The sequence below is a fragment of the Chitinophaga sp. H8 genome (assembly GCF_040567655.1).
Classification (GTDB): Bacteria; Bacteroidota; Bacteroidia; order Chitinophagales; family Chitinophagaceae; genus Chitinophaga; species Chitinophaga defluvii.
The window spans coordinates 1,191,977-1,209,045 of sequence record NZ_JBEXAC010000001.1; the positions used below are offsets into that span (position 1 = coordinate 1,191,977).

Annotated in this window: 13 protein-coding genes; 8 read left to right on the forward strand and 5 right to left on the reverse strand. The window is 46.6% G+C overall.

The features are described 5' to 3' along the window. Positions 1-117: 117 nt before the first annotated feature. The 4 genes from ABR189_RS04540 to ABR189_RS04555 form a co-directional block, all read right to left on the reverse strand. Complete coding sequence (locus tag ABR189_RS04540; RefSeq protein ID WP_354659261.1) at positions 118-1,320, reverse strand: FecR family protein; 1,203 nt, start codon at positions 1,318-1,320, stop codon at positions 118-120. 67 nt (positions 1,321-1,387) lie between these two features. Continuing rightward, the gene (locus ABR189_RS04545) at positions 1,388-1,954 is read right to left on the reverse strand and encodes an RNA polymerase sigma factor (RefSeq protein ID WP_354659262.1); all 567 of its coding nucleotides are present in this window, start codon (positions 1,952-1,954) and stop codon (positions 1,388-1,390) included. Between the two features lie 102 nt (positions 1,955-2,056). Next, positions 2,057-2,497, reverse strand: coding sequence for an acyl-CoA thioesterase (locus ABR189_RS04550; RefSeq protein ID WP_354659263.1), 441 nt, complete (start codon positions 2,495-2,497; stop codon positions 2,057-2,059). 25 nt (positions 2,498-2,522) lie between these two features. Continuing rightward, positions 2,523-3,428, reverse strand: coding sequence for a DUF72 domain-containing protein (locus ABR189_RS04555; RefSeq protein WP_354659264.1), 906 nt, complete (start codon positions 3,426-3,428; stop codon positions 2,523-2,525). A gap of 182 nt (positions 3,429-3,610) precedes the next feature. Between ABR189_RS04555 and ABR189_RS04560 the strand changes: the two genes are divergently transcribed. From ABR189_RS04560 to ABR189_RS04575, 4 genes are all read left to right on the forward strand, one after another. Beyond that, entirely contained in the window at positions 3,611-4,228 is a 618-nt protein-coding gene (locus ABR189_RS04560; RefSeq protein ID WP_354659265.1) for a trimeric intracellular cation channel family protein, read from the forward strand. Between the two features lie 76 nt (positions 4,229-4,304). After that, positions 4,305-5,723: a glycogen synthase gene (locus ABR189_RS04565; protein WP_354659266.1), complete on the forward strand. Its 1,419-nt coding sequence runs from the start codon at positions 4,305-4,307 to the stop codon at positions 5,721-5,723. 111 nt (positions 5,724-5,834) lie between these two features. Next, positions 5,835-7,109: a glucose-1-phosphate adenylyltransferase gene (locus ABR189_RS04570; RefSeq protein ID WP_354659267.1), complete on the forward strand. Its 1,275-nt coding sequence runs from the start codon at positions 5,835-5,837 to the stop codon at positions 7,107-7,109. Positions 7,110-7,242: 133 nt separating this feature from the next. Further along, positions 7,243-8,712 (forward strand): glycoside hydrolase family 130 protein, encoded by a 1,470-nt coding sequence (locus tag ABR189_RS04575; RefSeq protein WP_354659268.1) that lies wholly within the window; start codon positions 7,243-7,245, stop codon positions 8,710-8,712. Positions 8,713-8,729: 17 nt separating this feature from the next. Here ABR189_RS04575 and ABR189_RS04580 read toward each other — a convergent pair whose 3' ends face one another. After that, positions 8,730-9,734, reverse strand: a complete 1,005-nt coding sequence (locus ABR189_RS04580) for a glycosyltransferase family 4 protein (protein ID WP_354659269.1) — start codon at positions 9,732-9,734, stop codon at positions 8,730-8,732. Positions 9,735-9,948: 214 nt separating this feature from the next. On the opposite strand from ABR189_RS04580, the gene bshC reads away from it, so the two are divergent. The 4 genes from bshC (at position 9,949) to ABR189_RS04600 (ending at position 17,064) form a co-directional block, all read left to right on the forward strand. Then, entirely contained in the window at positions 9,949-11,544 is a 1,596-nt protein-coding gene (bshC, locus tag ABR189_RS04585) for a bacillithiol biosynthesis cysteine-adding enzyme BshC (RefSeq protein ID WP_354659270.1), read from the forward strand. 125 nt (positions 11,545-11,669) lie between these two features. After that, complete coding sequence (locus ABR189_RS04590) at positions 11,670-12,272, forward strand: RNA polymerase sigma factor (protein WP_354659271.1); 603 nt, start codon at positions 11,670-11,672, stop codon at positions 12,270-12,272. A 77-nt stretch (positions 12,273-12,349) separates the two neighbouring features. Then, positions 12,350-13,555 carry a FecR domain-containing protein gene (locus tag ABR189_RS04595; RefSeq protein WP_354659272.1) on the forward strand — a complete coding sequence of 402 codons (1,206 nt, stop codon included), beginning with the start codon at positions 12,350-12,352 and terminating at the stop codon, positions 13,553-13,555. A 257-nt stretch (positions 13,556-13,812) separates the two neighbouring features. Next, positions 13,813-17,064: a SusC/RagA family TonB-linked outer membrane protein gene (locus tag ABR189_RS04600; protein ID WP_354659273.1), complete on the forward strand. Its 3,252-nt coding sequence runs from the start codon at positions 13,813-13,815 to the stop codon at positions 17,062-17,064. The last annotated feature ends 5 nt before the right edge of the window (positions 17,065-17,069 follow it).

Below are 17,069 nucleotides of genomic sequence, written 5' to 3' on the forward strand. Positions count from 1 at the left end.
AAATTGCGCTGACTAAAGCATTTTTGGACCAACCTGTACTATTTACCGGGAGTGTTTCCAGCACTTCCGGTTTTGTTTTAAAAGGTGGTCCGGTAATATGTAATGGTTGTTGATCGCTTAATGTAATACTACCAGCCGCCTGCCGTTTTCAATACGAAAATGGACACCGGTTTTTTCCAGTATTTTTAATAATCCCGTAAGACTGATATTCCGGTTCATCTCCCCTGCAAAGTGAATATCCGGAATGCCGTTTTCATATACTACCTCTATATCATACCAGCGGGCAAGCTGCCGCATTACTTCCTCCAGACCGGCATTCTCAAAATTGAACAGGCCATTTTTCCAGGCCATTATTTGCTCGGTATCTGCAGCGATAATATTGATCTGAGCCGGGCTATGTGCAGGGGATGTCCGGCTTACCTGTGCTTGCTGCCCCGGGAGCATCACTGCTTGTGCGTTATCGGTTATTACCCGCACCCTGCCTTCCAATAAGGTGGTTTTTACACTTGCTTCATCAGCATAGGCGTTTACGTTAAAATGTGTGCCCAGTACTTCTATTTTTACAGATGCAGGCAGGTGTACCCGGAAAGGCATTTTCCTGTTTTTAGCTACTTCAAAGTAGGCTTCCCCGGAAACGCTCACCTTGCGTTCCTGTCCGGTAAAAACCGTAGGATACGTCAGGGAGCTGGAGGCGTTTAACCATACAATAGTGCTGTCTGGCAGCATGACCCTGAACTGCCTGCCTTTGGGGGTACTGAGGGTATTATAGCTTACTGTATCAGCAGTGGGGGATAGCTGATTATAGGACAATTGCCCATTGGCAAGGATGGTCTGCGTGCCATGCTGTGCTGCCACCACACCGTCTTGCAAACTATCCAGTACTACCTGTTCTCCATTGGCCAATGTAAGAATGGCGCCCGTTGTGCCTGGTAAGATATCATGGGATAATGGAGGGGAAGAGGATACAGGGGCAGGATGGGTGCCTTGCTGTTGCCAGAAGTAAAGCCCTGTGCCTAGTAATACCAGTACAGCTGCTGCTGCCCACCAGCGGCGTAAGTACCGCATACGACTTACCGGTGCAGGCTCACGGACAGCCGGATAACGGGTCAGTATTTGTTGGATAAGTGCATCTTCCCGCCCAGTGCCATAGGCTGTTGTGGTTGTTTCCTTATTCCAGGCCTCCTCTAATAAAGGATACAGGTCCTTTTCTGCCGAGGCGGTTTTCAAAAGACGGATCAACTCCGCTTTTTCTGCTGCTGTACTTTTGTTATTATACCAGCGGTCAAAAAGTTCCGCTATTCTCTTGTTGGTCTGATGCATAAAAATCCTCCCTCCGCTACTAAGAGCATAAATGTTTCAAAAAGGGGCTAGTGGTGTTTTAAAAAATTTATAACCTGGAAAAAAGATAGGCGATTATCCAGGCGCCGCCATGTGATTTGAGGTAGCTTACAATAGATGCAGTGGCGTGTTGGAGGTATTTCTTTACAGTTTCTCTTGAAATATTCATTTCCTGGGCTATCTCGTTATACTTTAGCCCCTGTCTTCTGCTCAATATCCATACTTTTTTCTGCTGGGGCGATAACTGCATAATGGCCTGTTCTACCAATCCCAGATAAAATTCTATCCCGTCAGGCTGCTCTTCCGTGATCGTATTCAGCCGTCCCCATTCCTCCCGGTGGGTGTATTCCTGGTCTATTCTTTTGAGAGCCTTAAGTGCGTGATTGCGGGAAATGACAAACAAAAATGCACGGAAATGGCGTACTTCCAGCAGCGTTTCCCTGGTGAGCCAGAGCTGTGTGAATATCTCCTGTACAACATCTTCTGCTGCGGCTTCGTCCCTGGTAAGTTTCAGTATATAGGTATACAGGAGGCTGGCATATTGTTTTACCAGCGTAGCAAATGCGGCTTCGTTACCCGCAGCTACTTCCTGAAGCAGTGCCCTTTCAGCTGTCATGATCATTTTTTCCGGCCCAAGCATCCGCTAATATAGGGATCTGTTTATTTAATTGGTAATGCTGGTACAATATTATGCTACGCTGGCGGGTACCTGCCATGATTATCCATACATTTCAAAATCTTCCGCTTTGGGGAAGGAAGAAAATACATTGGTCACCACTGTCGGTATCGGGGATACCAGCTTTCGCCTGGCAATATCGATCCACGCACCATCCACGGTAATAATGGCGCATAGGGTCTGGTCTGCTCTTATCAACTCATGCCGTATGGAAAACCTGGAGCCATCTTTTTTTAGTTTAAGGAGCGTGGTGCTGATCGTGATAATATCTGTGAGCATGATCTCCCGCTTGAATACACATTCCTCCCGGAACAACACCGGGCCAATGCCGGCGTCTTTCATGATTTCCAGGCTGAGCCCCAGTTGCGTAAGGATATCAATTCTGTGCTGTGCCCCAAAATCATAATACGCACTGTGTCTTACATGATGATTGGCATCAATATCTGCCCAGCGGAGTGCAAGTTGCTTATCAAATTGATTCATCGGTCAGTAGCTATTGGTGAATGGTTTAAAACAAGGTGTTGTTTTGTACAAATACGGGTTTCTTCAGCTCAAAGCCGCATACGGCATTCAGCTTGTCTACCAGATATACTGATAGTTCCGGCGAGTAGGCTTCATCATGCATATGCATGAAAAAGTAAATCTCCCGCAAGCCATTGTCCAACCAGTATTTGATACGGTTTACCCAATCGTCTATACGGGTATAATCGGTGGGGTGGAGGCTGTTGCCTACAAAACGTATAAATATACGGGGTACAGTCAGGTGCATATGGGCACAATCTCTTCTGCCAGCTGTATCAGTTATAATGATCCCGATGTTCAGCTTACGGAGCTTGTCAAACAGCTCCATGCGCACGGCTTCATCACTGAACCACATAGAATGCCGTAACTCTACAAAAAACTGCAGGTCTTTGGGCAGTGTACCCAGGTAATGGTAGAGGTGCTCCTTTTTATTGGGTGAAAACTTATCACTCAGCTGTAGAAAAATAGGTCCCAGGTGCTTGCCAAATGCTAATACCCCTTCCAGAAAGGCCGTGGTTTGATGATCGGCATTGACCAGCGAGCTGTAATGACTGATGGCTTGCGGTACTTTGGGGCAAAACTTAAAATCCTTTCCCCTGGCTTTACGATCCCATTTCTGAATGGTTTCAGTACCATAGATCTGGTAATGTGTAGCATTTAATTCTATACTGTTATAGTGATGTACGTATTCATCCAGGAAGTTAGCCTCTTTGGTGCCCCTGGGATAGATCTTGCCTACCCATTCCTTGCGTCCCCATTTGGCACAGCCTATGTAAACAAGTGGCTTTCTGGCCGGGATTCCTTTCAGTACTTTCTTATTGTAAACAGGTTCTGCCGGTAATTTAAAATCAATGTCATCAAGCAGGGCCGGTTCTACACGTCCAAAATCCATATGTATAATTAAAAGGTGAAAAGTAGATGCGCTTATTTTGCCAGGGGCACTTTGCAAATCTAACAAAACGTACCGGCATCAGATCAGGCTTGTTTTATTAATTTAACAGGACCATTGTGTTGATCTTTCAGCATCCTTAAGCCGAAATAACTAATATTGCCGGGTATTCTTAAAAGGAACACATGTTACACATTCTCTACATTATTGCTATTACAGCAGAAGCGATGACCGCTGCCTTATCGGCAGGGCGGCGAAATATGGACTGGGTAGGTGTTTGTATTATTGCCTGGGTTACTGCATTAGGAGGAGGGACCATCCGTAATATTTTACTGAATCACTACCCCATGACCTGGGTAGAACACCCGGAATATTTGCTGGTAACGGCCGGCGGGGCATTGTTTGCGGCAGTACTGGCCTCTGTCATGAAACGCTTAAAGATCCTCTTCTTATATCTGGATGCGCTGGGCCTGGTGGTATTTACGATCATTGGCTGCCAGCTGGCAGAACAGCTGCAATTACCGGTATTGATCGTGCTGCTGAGTGGTATGATTACAGGCTGTGCGGGTGGGGTATTAAGGGATGTACTGTGTAATGATATTCCATTATTATTCCGTAAAGAGGTATATGGTAGTGTTTCTATTGTTACAGGCGGTGTATATGTAGGAATCATATACCTGGGATATGGCGACCAATGGGCCACTTTTACGGCTATCGCCATTGGCCTCGCGCTCCGCATCCTGGCTATTAAATATGAATGGCAAATGCCCAAATTTGTTTACCAGGATGATTGGGAGAAATAGCTTTTTTTTCCTTCCCCTTTGTTTTGTGATTTTTCCACGGTAACTTAAGGATAGTATTGTCAATTATCTATCAAGCATGGAAATTTTACACGTCAGCGCAGAATGTTATCCGGTAGCAAAGGTGGGAGGACTGGGAGATGTAGTAGGGGCTTTGCCTAAATACCAATGCCAGTTGGGAAGTATCGCCAAAGTGGTGATGCCCGCATACAGGACCCCGTTTTTTAATAAACATGAATTTGATGTGGTGCACCAGGCCGGCATGTGGCTGGGACATCAATGGTATCACTTTAATGTATTTAAGGAACGCACCAATGTGCTGGGATTTGACCTGTACCTGGTAGATATACCCGGGCTCCTGGATACGGAAGGCGTGTATGGCTATGGCAATGATACGGAACGCTTTTTAGCTTTTCAGATCGCAGTGCTCGACTGGGTAAATGAGTGGCAGGACCTGCCGGACGTGATCCATTGTCATGACCATCATACCGGGCTCTTACCTTTCCTGTTAAGCTATGCCTATAAATATGCCCGATTAAAAGCCGTGGGTACCGTCATCACCATCCATAATGCACAATACCAGGGACAGTTTGGATGGGATAAATTATATCTTATTCCTTCGTTCGACTTATGGAAATCCGGTTTGCTCGAATGGGGTGGGGCCATTAACCCATTAGCGGCCGCTATCAAATGCGCCTGGCGGATTACAACGGTTTCTCCCAGCTATATGGAGGAGTTGTATGAGGCGGCCAATGGGCTGGAAGGGCTGATCAGCAGCGAAAGGGGGAAAGCAGTAGGCATCCTCAACGGGATCGATACCAGGGTATGGGACCCCGCTACAGATAAAATGCTCACGGCCAATTACGACATTACATCTTACGAAGAAGGTAAAGCTGCCAATAAGAAATTCCTGTGTGAAAAGTTTGATTTCGATCCCTCCCTGCCGCTTTGCTCCTTTATCGGGAGATTAGTAGGTGAAAAAGGGGCTGACCTGTTGCCCGAAATTATCGGCCGTTCCCTGCACGACTGGCCGGGGCAAATGAATTTCGTGGTATTAGGTAGCGGAGAGCCGCATGTGGAATGGTCCCTGCAGCAAACCCGCCAGTATGCCGGCCGCAACTTCAATGTATATATTGGTTATAATGAAACCTTGTCTCATCAGATCTATGCTGGCAGCGACTTCTTACTGATGCCTTCCCGGGTAGAACCTTGCGGGCTGAACCAGATGTATGCTTTAAGATATGGTACCGTACCGATAGTAAGAAGTATAGGCGGCCTGAAAGACACCGTAATAGATTTTGGAGATAAAGGAGGAGCGGGGATCCGTTTCTTCCATGCCTCCGTATGGGATGCCTGTCATGCTGCTGGCAGGGCATTGGAATTATACCATAATGAAGCAATGTTACGACAGGTAATACAGCAGGGGATGAGCCTGGATCACTCCTGGGATACTTCTGCACAGCAATACCTGGAGGTATATAAGGCTATCAGCAGTTAGCCGCGCAGGTTTTCTTGCCCGATGTTATATGTCAGATAAATACCTAGTACGCACACAAATACAACCATTTACCATTATTGCAAACAGCTAACCACTAAAAATTCTACGCATATGTCCAACACTGTTATTTCACTCATACTCGGCGGAGGAGCAGGTACCCGCCTATGGCCTTTAACCCGCAAACGTTCCAAACCTGCTGTACCCCTGGCTGGTAAATACCGCCTGGTGGATATCCCTATTTCCAATTGCCTGAATGCGGAAATGTACCGCATTTTTGTATTGACCCAGTTTAACTCTGCGTCGTTAAACAAGCATATTAAGAATACTTATCACTTTAGCCATTTCAGTAAGGCTTTTGTAGATATCCTGGCTGCTGAGCAAACCCCCGACAATCCTACCTGGTACCAGGGTACGGCCGATGCGGTACGGCAATGCCTGCATCATATCGATAACTTTGAATTTGATTATGTACTGATCCTTTCCGGCGACCAGCTCTACCAGATGGATTTCCGTGATATGCTCCAGTACCATGTGGATAAAGGTGCTGATATCACAATTGCCACCATCCCCGTAACAGCAAAAGATGCTTCTGATTTCGGTATCCTGAAAACAGATGACAACGGGGCCATTACCTCTTTTACAGAAAAACCTTCCCAGGACGTACTGGCGCCATGGTCTTCTGAAGTAAGTGACGACATGAAAACCGCTGGACGGATATACCTGGCCAGTATGGGGATTTACATTTTTAGCCGGCAGGTGCTGAATGACCTCCTCAACGGAGAACCGGATGCGACCGATTTCGGCAAACAACTGATCCCGGATGCTATTGAAGCGGCTACCAAAGTGTTCAGCTACCAGTATGAAGGCTATTGGACAGATATCGGAAGCATCCCTTCTTTCTTTGAAGCCAACCTGGGCCTCACAGATGAAATACCGGAATTTAACCTCTTTGATGAATCCAAAACCATCTACTCCCGCGCCCGTATGCTGCCTCCTGCAAAAATATCAGGCAACATGGCCCATACCGTTATTGCAGATGGTTGTATCATTCTGGCAAGCAAATTGGAGCGTTGTGTCGTGGGTATCCGTACCCGCATCGGCAATCGTTCTGTAATTACCAATAGCTATATCATGGGAAGCGACTACTATCAAACCCTGGATGATATTCAAAGGGCCAAAGATAAAGGCCGCCCTCCCATGGGCATCGGTGATGACTGTGTGATCAATAATGCCATCATTGATAAAAACTGCAGCATCGGTAATGGCGTAATTATTAATGGTGGAAAACATCTGGAAGATGGCGACTTTGAAAAATACACCATCAAAGAAGGCATTGTAGTAGTTAAAAAAGGAGTAGTATTGGAGGATGGATTTGAATTGGTTTAGCTTTTGGCTGTTAACTTTTAGCTTTTAGCTGATGTAAGCGAATGCTGAAATTATTTTGTAAACGATATACGTAAGCTAACAATAATTAGCTAAAGGCTAAAAGCTAACAGCTAATAGCTTTAAACAGGAAATTATGCGACTGTCCATACAGCGACAAACAACAAAGATTTACCCGGACCTGAAACGGGTGGTAGCCAGGTTTTTTTTTAACGGCGAAGCACGTGCCAAAGCGATCATACAGCGGGTAACGGATATGACAGATGCGGAAGTGGAAATAACAATCACGCCTATACTGCGGGAGTTCTCCAAGCGGCACCGTAATATTACCCGCATCTTTGAACGGCATTGCGATAAGTTAAAACACCTGTTTAATTCCCTGCAGCTCAACTATGACGAAATTGCCTATAAGAAGAAGCTGCTCATCGGATCTTATTGCACGAATGAATACTCCATAGAATCTGCAGCGTTTTTTAACCCGTCTATTATTGAAGATGTAGACCAGAGCGGGCTGGAAGAAGGTGAAAAAAGGGTGATCCTGAGCTTCAGGGCGGTAGGAGAAGGACATATTTCTTCCATCGCTTTCCGGCAGGGCCTGATTAATAAAAACAGTGAGATCATGGTAGTGCCGGCTGGCAACTATGTAGATGAGGCGGAAGTGATCCGCAACTCCCGCTACAAAAAGGACCTGTTCTTCCAGAATGCCGTATCTATCAAGCTGCCGGATTCTGTGATGAATGAAGTACAAAACAGCCTGCCGGACGACTTCGAATACCTGGCACTTAAAAAAGTGATCCGCGAAATGCAGCAACGCTACCAGGTAGACCATCTGCTGAAAAAAGCACTGGAACGCCTCCTCTGGCTGGCAGACTCCTACTATGAGCTGAACTTTTCCCTGGATACAGATATCTCCGACCGGGTCATATTTCCCTATTCTGAAGCGGAAAGCCGCGGTATTGAAGATGCCCGCTTTGTAAAATATACCAGCGAAAACGGTAGTGTCACCTACTATGCTACCTATACAGCATATGATGGGATCACCATCCAGCCTAAGCTGCTGCAAACAAAGGACTTTTACAATTTCAGTATCAGGCCGCTATACGGCGAAGGGGCACAGAATAAAAACCTGGCCCTGTTTCCCCGTAAGATCAATGGTAAATATGTGATGATCTCCAGGATTGACGGGATCAATAATTATATCATGTACTCTGATAAGATCAATATCTGGGAAAACCCGCAAATCCTCCAAACCCCCAAATATCCCTGGGAGTTTGTACAGATAGGCAACTGCGGATCACCCATTGAAACCAGCGAGGGCTGGCTGCTGATTACCCACGGGGTAGGGCCCATGCGTACCTATTGCCTCGGGGCCAGCTTATTTGAGCTGGATAATCCCATGGTGGAAATAGGCCGCCTCAAAGAACCGCTACTCATTCCCAACAAGGATGAACGGGAAGGATATGTGCCTAACGTACTCTATTCCTGCGGCTCCATGGTACATAATAATGAACTCATTATTCCATACGGCATCTCCGATTCTGCTTCCTGCTTTGCTACGGTAGACCTGGGAAAATTATTGGACCGCATTAAGAGTGATGGCGTGTAGACTATAGTATGCAGCCATCATCCTAACACCACTTCATATACTTTCAGATAATCACGCACCATTTTCTCCTGGCTGAAATGTGCCAATGCATGAGCATGACAGGTATGCCGGTCAATGCGCTGCAGATCAGGTACACTGGCAATGGCTTCCTGCAGGTTATTAACGAGTAGTCCGGTTTGCTGATGGTGGATCAGCTCCGGCATGGCGCCCCGGTTATAGGCCAGTACAGGCGTGCCACAATACATGGCTTCTGCTACACTGAGGCCAAAGGGCTCATTAAAGTAAATAGGATGCAACAGGGCTTTGGCACGGCCCAATAAGGTATTACGCGCTGTTCCACCTACAGGGCCTATATAGGTGATCTGCTCATCCAGATAGGGAGCTACTTTTTCCCGGAAATAGTGTTCATCCTGTACAATACCTGCAATTACCAGGCGATGCCCTGTGCTTTTAGCGATCTGTATGGCATCGTAGGTGCCTTTATGGGGATGGATACGCCCAAAATAGAGCAGGTAATCTTCCGGCTGCATCTCCGGCGAAAAGTTGCCGGTATTGATGCCGTTGTATACCGTGGCGGTATAGCGCAGCTCCGGACTGCGGTCGGCGTTACTGATAGACACATAATAGCTGTTATCATTATAACGAACATATACCGGGATGATCTTCGGTGAGGAAAACCCATGTATAGTGGTGACCATAGGTGTTTTTATCAGCCGAGAATATGTAAGTGGTAAAAAATCAAAATGATTATGGATAATATCAAACTGCCCGGCCTGCTCCATCAGATGGCTAATATGCAGGCACTCCTGTACTTTGGCATCAAGGGTGTCATCCTCGGCATATCCTTTTGGCGATATTGCTTCCAATGTCCCGCTGGTTTGGGAGTCGGCAGTGGCAAAGAGGGTTACAGAGAGCCCCTGGGCTACCAGCCCTTCTGCCAGGTTAAAGGCCATCTGCTCCCAGGGGCCATAATGCCGTGGCGGAGTGCGCCAGGCTATGGGTGATAATATTGCTATTCTCATAATTCTTTAATAATGAATGTATTGGATGGTGATTAAGATACTGTATGCCCACCAATGCAGGGGAATGGTGACAACAATTGCACCAAAAGGAACCGTAACCGATCAACCAATAATCCATCCGGGCAATCATCCAATTTGCTAACTTCGTGCATTCAAAAAATTATCGGGCAGGTAGGTGCCCGTAATTGGAAATTTGTAATTCTTGATGAAAGGTATGAGTAGCAACGTTCATTATATTCCTTACGGCAAAACAGGCTATTTTAATCAACTGGTGATAGATTTTTTAGGAGAGCATCCGAATATACGGCCATTTTATAGCTATTCACCTCTTAAACCTGACTTCGAAGCGGCCATCAGGGCCAAACAGCAACAACCTATGAACAGGGAATTGCTGGTGAGTGCGCTGCAACAACAATATGCTGGTTTAGAACAGGATACTGCTGTTCAAAACAATATCAGCAGCTTATTACAACCGGGCACTTTTACCGTTTGTACCGCTCATCAACCTAATATCTTTACCGGGTACCTGTATTTTGTGTACAAAATTCTACAAACCGTAAAGCTGGCAGGTGAACTCAAACAACAATACCCGCAATACAATTTTGTACCGGTATACTACATGGGCAGTGAGGATAATGACCTGGACGAACTGGGTAGTATTTATCTTGATGGTAAGACCATCACCTGGCAAACCGGACAAAAGGGAGCCGTAGGACGTATGCGTCCGGAAGGGCTGGAGGCGCTGATCGAACAGGTACAGTATGGTATCGGATATGGCGAATATGCGGAAGAACTGATCGCGCTGTTAAAACAAGCTTATCTCGAACAGGAAAACATCCAGGATGCTACCCTGTTCCTGGTTAACCAGCTCTTCGGAAAATATGGACTGATCGTACTGGTACCTGATAATCCTGCATTTAAAAAACAACTCATCCCCATCATGGAGGAGGAGCTGTGGCACCATACTTCACAGGGTATTGTGGCTAAAACCATCGCACAAATATCGCAGCATTATAAAGTACAGGCCAACCCAAGAGAGATCAACCTCTTTTACCTGGCAGCAGGTATCCGGGAAAGGATCGTGAAAACCGGCGACAAATGGGAAGTATTAAATACCAACCTGTCGTTTACCGCCGCAGAACTTAAAAAGGAGCTGCATGAACATCCGGAAAGGTTCAGCCCCAATGTAATCCTCAGAGGGATATTGCAGGAAACAATTTTGCCCAACCTGGCCTTTATCGGAGGGGGCGGGGAAATTGCCTATTGGCTGGAATTAAAACAGCTGTTTGCTCATCACCAGGTACCTTTTCCTATTCTGCTGCTGCGTAATTCTTTCCTGTTCGTAGACAGTGCCTCCAGCGAACGTTTGCAAAAACTGGGACTAACGGCAACCTCCCTGTTTGAAGATACGGAAACACTGGTCAACAACTTTGTACAGGAGCATACCAATGCAGCACTTTGCCTGAAAGAAGAATATGCTGCAATAGAAAAACTCTTTGACGAGCTGGAAGCGAAAGCTAAAAGCATCGATATCACTTTAGTGGCGTCCAATGCTTCTGAACGCAAGAAAGCCGTCAAATCTATCGGTAAGCTGGAACATAAATTCCTCAAAGCAGAAAAGAAAAAGTTTGCCTGGCAAACGGAACAGATCTGGCAATTGAAGCAACGGTTGTTTCCCGCTGATTCCCTGCAGGAAAGAAAAGAAAACTTTATGCCCTGGTATGTGAAGGAAGGCCCTGCCTTTTTCGACAGGATCCTGGCAGCGACCATACCGGTAACAGATCAGTTTTGTATCGTAGTGGAAGAATAACTCCCGAAGCGATGACGTGGTACAGCAATATGCCGGCCCGGGAATTTGCCCCTGCCGTTTGGTAGTTTTTTGTATTTTAGCCAGGAAACAATCAACCAAACCAATTAAAGGGAAAGATCTGCTGAATGGACGAAACTTTACCGGAGGAAAAAGACCTGCTGCTGCTGATAGCCCACGGTGACGAGCTGGCTTTCGCTAAAATTGTGCAAAAATACTGGCGCAATATTTATTCCCACGCGCTTACTTACCTGAAGTCTGCCCTGATGGCAGAAGAAATCACACAGGATGTATTTATCCGGTTATGGAATGCCCGTTCTGCTTTACCTGAAGTAAGAAAGTTTGACGATTACCTGTTCATTATTGCCCGTAACTGTATCATCTCCGGTGTACGTAAAAAGTTGAAAACACCGGCTGCCCAGCTGGAAACAGATACGGAAGAAAAGCTCCTGTTACCTGATCAGCAGCTGGAATACAAGGAGCATTATCAACTATTGCTCAATGGCATAGAACTCTTGCCGGATAAAAGAAAACAGGTTTTTAAGATGAGCCGCCTGGATGGCCTTACGCATGAAGAGATTGCCCGCGAATTAAATATTCATAAAGATACCGTAGCACAATACATCGTAAAGGCGGTCAACTTTCTGCGAACCTACCTGCGGTCGCATATCAATAATCCTATATTGATTATTGTATTGCTTGCCGGAGGAGCACCAGAAAATTTTTTTTAAATTTTTATCCTTCCCTACTCAGTCAGCTTTTTTTATTGCGTCTTTAATAAGTAAGGGCAAATCCTATCACTGCCATCATGAAACAAGAACGATTACAGCAATTGCTGGAAGCATATATATTTGATACTATTACTGGCGAAGGCCGGGAAGAACTGGCAACATTGCTGGAAACACCGGAGGCAAGATCGTTGTTTGCCACGATGCTGCAAGCCCAGCTGGTACAGCATACCTATGATACAGCGGATGAACTGCCCGCTGTTTATGCCCGTATTCAGGCTGGACTGGAAGCGCATATCCGGGAAGAACGTAAAGCCCCCGTGTTGCAACCACGGAGGTTTACCACAGCATGGAAGGTAGCAGCAGCTATTTTAGGTGTCGTAATGGCAACAGGTATTTATTTCCTGCTTTCCCGGCAGCCCGCAGCTGTTGCACCTATCTCACAATTACAGCACGATCTGCCTCCCGGAGGCAATAAGGCGGTGCTTACCCTGGCAAATGGGACAAAGATTACCCTGGACAGTGCAGACAACGGAGCACTGGCACAGCAGGGCAATACCAGGATCATCAAACTCGATAGCGGACAGCTGGCCTATAACGTGCAGGGGCAAACGGCAGCCGTAACATATAACACACTGGCCACCCCCAGAGGAGGACAATACCAGGTTACGCTACCGGATGGTACCCACGTATGGCTGAATGCCGAAAGCTCACTGTATTTTCCCACCGCTTTCACGGGCGAAGAACGGAAGGTGGCCCTCACCGGGGAAGCCTACTTTGAAGTGGCGCCCAAGGCGGACCAGCCTTTCCGGGTAACGGTGGCGCTGCCTGCGCCAGACCGGCAAGGGATGATGGTGGAAGTACTGGGTACCCATTTTAATATTAATGCTTACCCTGAAGAAAAAACAATACATACCACGTTGCTGGAAGGGTCTGTGAAGGCGATCACCGGAAATACAAAGGTGGCTATGCAACCCGGAGAACAGGCATCTTTGCCGGTCAACGGTAATAGTGCCTTTGTCGTTTCCCGCCCCAACCTCATGCAGGTAATGGCCTGGAAAAATGGCTATTTCCGGTTCAAAGGAGATAATATTAGGACCATTATGCAGCAACTGGCACGCTGGTATGATATCACTCCGGTATATGAAGGTAATATGGAACTGAAAAACTTTTCAGGTACTATTTCCCGTAACGAAAATATTTCAGGAGTATTAAAAATGCTGGAAGCAACAGATGATATCACGTTTAAAGTAGAAGGGAAAAAAGTGATCGTATACGCCCGGTAATACACTATACCTTATATGAATTAGTCCACGTAAAATAATGACCACGTATGAAAAAGTAAAGTAACCATCATCACAGGGGTTGCTAAAAAGCACCAGGAGCGCTCGCGACGCCCCTGGCAAGTATTTGGGCAACCCTGGCACCATTCGTAAATGATTGCTTAACAATTAAACCCAAACTGAACAAAAGTATGAAATTCTACACGAAGTGTAAAGGGAGACCTATGCCTGGCTTACTGTCTCCTAAAATGTTCCTTGTTATGAAAATGGTTATCATCCTGCTGCTGGGGATCTGCTTACAGGTAAGCGCAAATGTGACTGCTCAATCTGTGACCATCTCAAAAAAGAATATCTCACTGGAAGAGGTATTTGATGCCGTGCAATCACAAACGGGCTACCTCTTCTGGTACAATGCGGCCTTACTGCAACAAACCCGGAAGATGGATATAGACGTCAAACGTGTTTCTATTCCACAGCTCATGGAAATATGCCTGAAAGATATGCCCCTGTGGTATACCGTTTCCGGAAAAACAATTGTGATTAAACGTAAACAACTGCCGTTGGAAACAACTGCTCCTCCGGAAGAAACGGTGGCGACCATTAAGGGAAAGGTGGTTGCTGCGACAGGTGTGCCGCTGGTGGGGGTTACCGTGAAAGAGAAAGGCACCGGCAAAGGAACCGTTTCCAACGAGCAGGGTGAGTTTGAACTGCCGGGCGTAGAGCCGGGTGCTATCCTGGTATTTAGCTACCTGGGATATGATACCCGCGAAATACAATTGAACAATGATGCTTTCCTGTCTGTAACGCTTACGCCGGCTGCTTCCGGACTGGATGCGGTAGTGGTGGTAGGATATGGTACCCAAAAAAGAGGTGATGTAACGGGTGCGATCGCTTCCGTGGGGCCTAAAACATTGCGCGAAGTACCTGTTACCAACGTACAGCAAATGCTACAGGGAAGAGTGGCAGGGGTGTATGTGAATAATACGGGCAACCGGCCGGGGGCACAGCCTTCCGTATTGATCCGCGGTACACGCTCTTTCAGTGCGGGGAACGACCCCTTGTATGTAGTGGATGGCATCCCGCTCATTGGTGGATTAAATGATATTAACCCGGATGATATCCAGTCGATAGAAGTGTTAAAAGATGCGTCTGCTACGGCTATCTATGGTTCGAGGGGAGCGAATGGAGTACTGATTATCACCACCAGGAGAGGGAAAGCGGGTCGTACTGTCGTGAGCTATAATGCCTACCTCAATGTAGCGGATGTAACCAGGCTGGCAAATATGATGGATGGTCCGCAATATGCAGAATACCGCCGTGAGGCCAACCGGGCCATCAAAAGATATGATGATAATGATCCGAATGCGGATGCTAAAATCTTTGATAAAGCACAACTGGCAGCTATTGCCAGCGGTACATCTACGGACTATCAGGCACTCACCGTTCGTACCGGGATTGCACAGAACCATGAATTAAGCGTGTCTGGCGGAAACGAAAATACCCTGTTTAATATTTCCCTGGGCTATTTCAAAGACCAGGGATATATCCGTATACAGGACTTTACCCGCTATACTACCCGCATTAATATTGACCAGAAAATCAACAACCGGGTAAAAGTGGGCATGTCTACGCTGGCAGCCTTCAGCGAATCCAATGGGAGTGATGTAAATCCTTTTGCGGCAGCATTGGTAACTACACCGCTGAGCCAACCATATGATGCCAACGGTAATATAAGCATGTATCCTTCTGAAGACATGTTGCAGGTAAATCCCCTGATCGATCTCGTGCCTGGTGCGGTCGTAAACAGGAACAAAAGATTCCGCCTGCTCAGCAGCATGTATGGAGAGGCGACTGTGGCAGAAGGATTGAAGTTCCGGATGAACTTTGCCCCCGATCTTACAGAAAGCAGAACCGGGAATTACAGAGGTTCCCGCACGACCAACCAGAATGGAGCAGCTCCGGCGGCCAACAACGGTGAGAATTTTACACTGGCCTATACCTGGGAAAATATGCTCACCTATGAGAAAACCCTGGCGGAAAAACACCGGCTGAACGTAACCGGGTTATATAGCTTGCAAAACTACGCTAATGAGAGTACGAGCGGATCAGTAAAAGATTTACCTGTTGGGCTTGATTCTATTGAATACAATAACCTGGGGGCTGGTGCCACCATTACCGGTATTGGCAGCGGACTCAGCCGCTGGAGCATCCTTTCCTGGATGGGGCGTGTCAATTATGCCTTTGACGACCGCTTTCTGCTCACATTAACCGGTCGTGCGGATGGCTCCTCCAAATTTGCAGGTGGTCATAAGTGGGGATTCTTTCCTGCGGTGGCTTTAGGCTGGAACATCATGAACGAATCGTTTTTAAAGCATAACAAAACGATCAATAACCTGAAACTAAGACTGAGCTACGGAAAAAACGGGAATACTGGTATTAATCCTTACCAAACCAGGGCACTGCTTTCGCGCACCTCATACGATTGGGACGGTACCGCTGCCTATGGTTACCGGCCAGGTAGTTTGAATAATCCCGATCTCACCTGGGAAACCACCACTTCCGCCAATGCGGGTATTGACTTCGGCTTTTTGAATAACCGGATCACTGGTAGCCTGGAAGTATACCAGGCTAAAACCACCGATCTCTTATTATCCCGGCAGCTGCCTATTACTTCCGGTTTTCCCAGTATTGTTTCTAACATAGGATCTACCAGTAATACCGGATTGGAACTGTCGGTGTCTACAGTTAATATAGCTGCTACTTCTAAAGATGGGTTCGAATGGAGTACAGATTTCAATATGGCTACCAACAAAGAAAAGATCCTGTCGCTTTCCCTGGGCAAACAGGATGATGTGGGCAACGCCCGCTTCATTGGTCAATCCCTGGATGTGATTTATGATTATGAAAAAACCGGTATCTGGCAATTGAAGGAGGATACTAAAGCAGCACAGTACGGCTCTGCGGTAGGACAAATACAGGTGAGGGATGTAAACGGGAATGGAAAAATTGATGCAGGCGACCGGATGGTGTTAGGACAGATCAGACCTAAATGGACCGGCGGGATCACTAACCGTTTTTCTTACAAGGGATTTGATCTCTCTGTTTTTCTGAATGGCCGCTTCGGCAACCTGATGAAAGACCCCTTGCGTACCGGTAATACTTTTGCACTGGAAGGAAGATATAACACGGTAAATGTAGATTACTGGACACCGGACAATCCCGTAAATACTTATCCGCAACCCCGTGGAGGACAAGGAGGTGGACCACTTTTTGGCAGTACCCTGTCGATCTTTGATGGCTCTTTTGTGCGGATAAAAAATATCAACCTGGGGTATCGTTTATCGCCCGATATGTTAAGAAACACCGGCATTCAATCCTTCCGCATTTATGCCAACGTACAAAATCCTTATGTATTTTCTTCTTTTGTGCATCAACACCAGGGGATTGATCCGGAAGTACCTAATCAACCCTTTTACGTGAATTATGTATTTGGGATCAACGTTACCTTTTAAACCAA

What these genes read in the sequence shown, in the direction of transcription:
- ABR189_RS04580 (WP_354659269.1), bottom strand. Translation starts at nt 9,734, where the DNA reads ATGAGAATAGCAATATTATCACCCATAGCCTGGCGCACTCCGCCACGG.
- bshC (WP_354659270.1), top strand. Translation starts at nt 9,949, where the DNA reads ATGAGTAGCAACGTTCATTATATTCCTTACGGCAAAACAGGCTATTTT.
- ABR189_RS04550 (WP_354659263.1), bottom strand. Translation starts at nt 2,497, where the DNA reads ATGAATCAATTTGATAAGCAACTTGCACTCCGCTGGGCAGATATTGAT.
- ABR189_RS04575 (WP_354659268.1), top strand. Translation starts at nt 7,243, where the DNA reads ATGCGACTGTCCATACAGCGACAAACAACAAAGATTTACCCGGACCTG.
- ABR189_RS04560 (WP_354659265.1), top strand. Translation starts at nt 3,611, where the DNA reads ATGTTACACATTCTCTACATTATTGCTATTACAGCAGAAGCGATGACC.
- ABR189_RS04555 (WP_354659264.1), bottom strand. Translation starts at nt 3,428, where the DNA reads ATGGATTTTGGACGTGTAGAACCGGCCCTGCTTGATGACATTGATTTT.
- ABR189_RS04570 (WP_354659267.1), top strand. Translation starts at nt 5,835, where the DNA reads ATGTCCAACACTGTTATTTCACTCATACTCGGCGGAGGAGCAGGTACC.
- ABR189_RS04545 (WP_354659262.1), bottom strand. Translation starts at nt 1,954, where the DNA reads ATGACAGCTGAAAGGGCACTGCTTCAGGAAGTAGCTGCGGGTAACGAA.
- ABR189_RS04565 (WP_354659266.1), top strand. Translation starts at nt 4,305, where the DNA reads ATGGAAATTTTACACGTCAGCGCAGAATGTTATCCGGTAGCAAAGGTG.
- ABR189_RS04540 (WP_354659261.1), bottom strand. Translation starts at nt 1,320, where the DNA reads ATGCATCAGACCAACAAGAGAATAGCGGAACTTTTTGACCGCTGGTAT.
- ABR189_RS04600 (WP_354659273.1), top strand. Translation starts at nt 13,813, where the DNA reads ATGAAAATGGTTATCATCCTGCTGCTGGGGATCTGCTTACAGGTAAGC.
- ABR189_RS04590 (WP_354659271.1), top strand. Translation starts at nt 11,670, where the DNA reads ATGGACGAAACTTTACCGGAGGAAAAAGACCTGCTGCTGCTGATAGCC.
- ABR189_RS04595 (WP_354659272.1), top strand. Translation starts at nt 12,350, where the DNA reads ATGAAACAAGAACGATTACAGCAATTGCTGGAAGCATATATATTTGAT.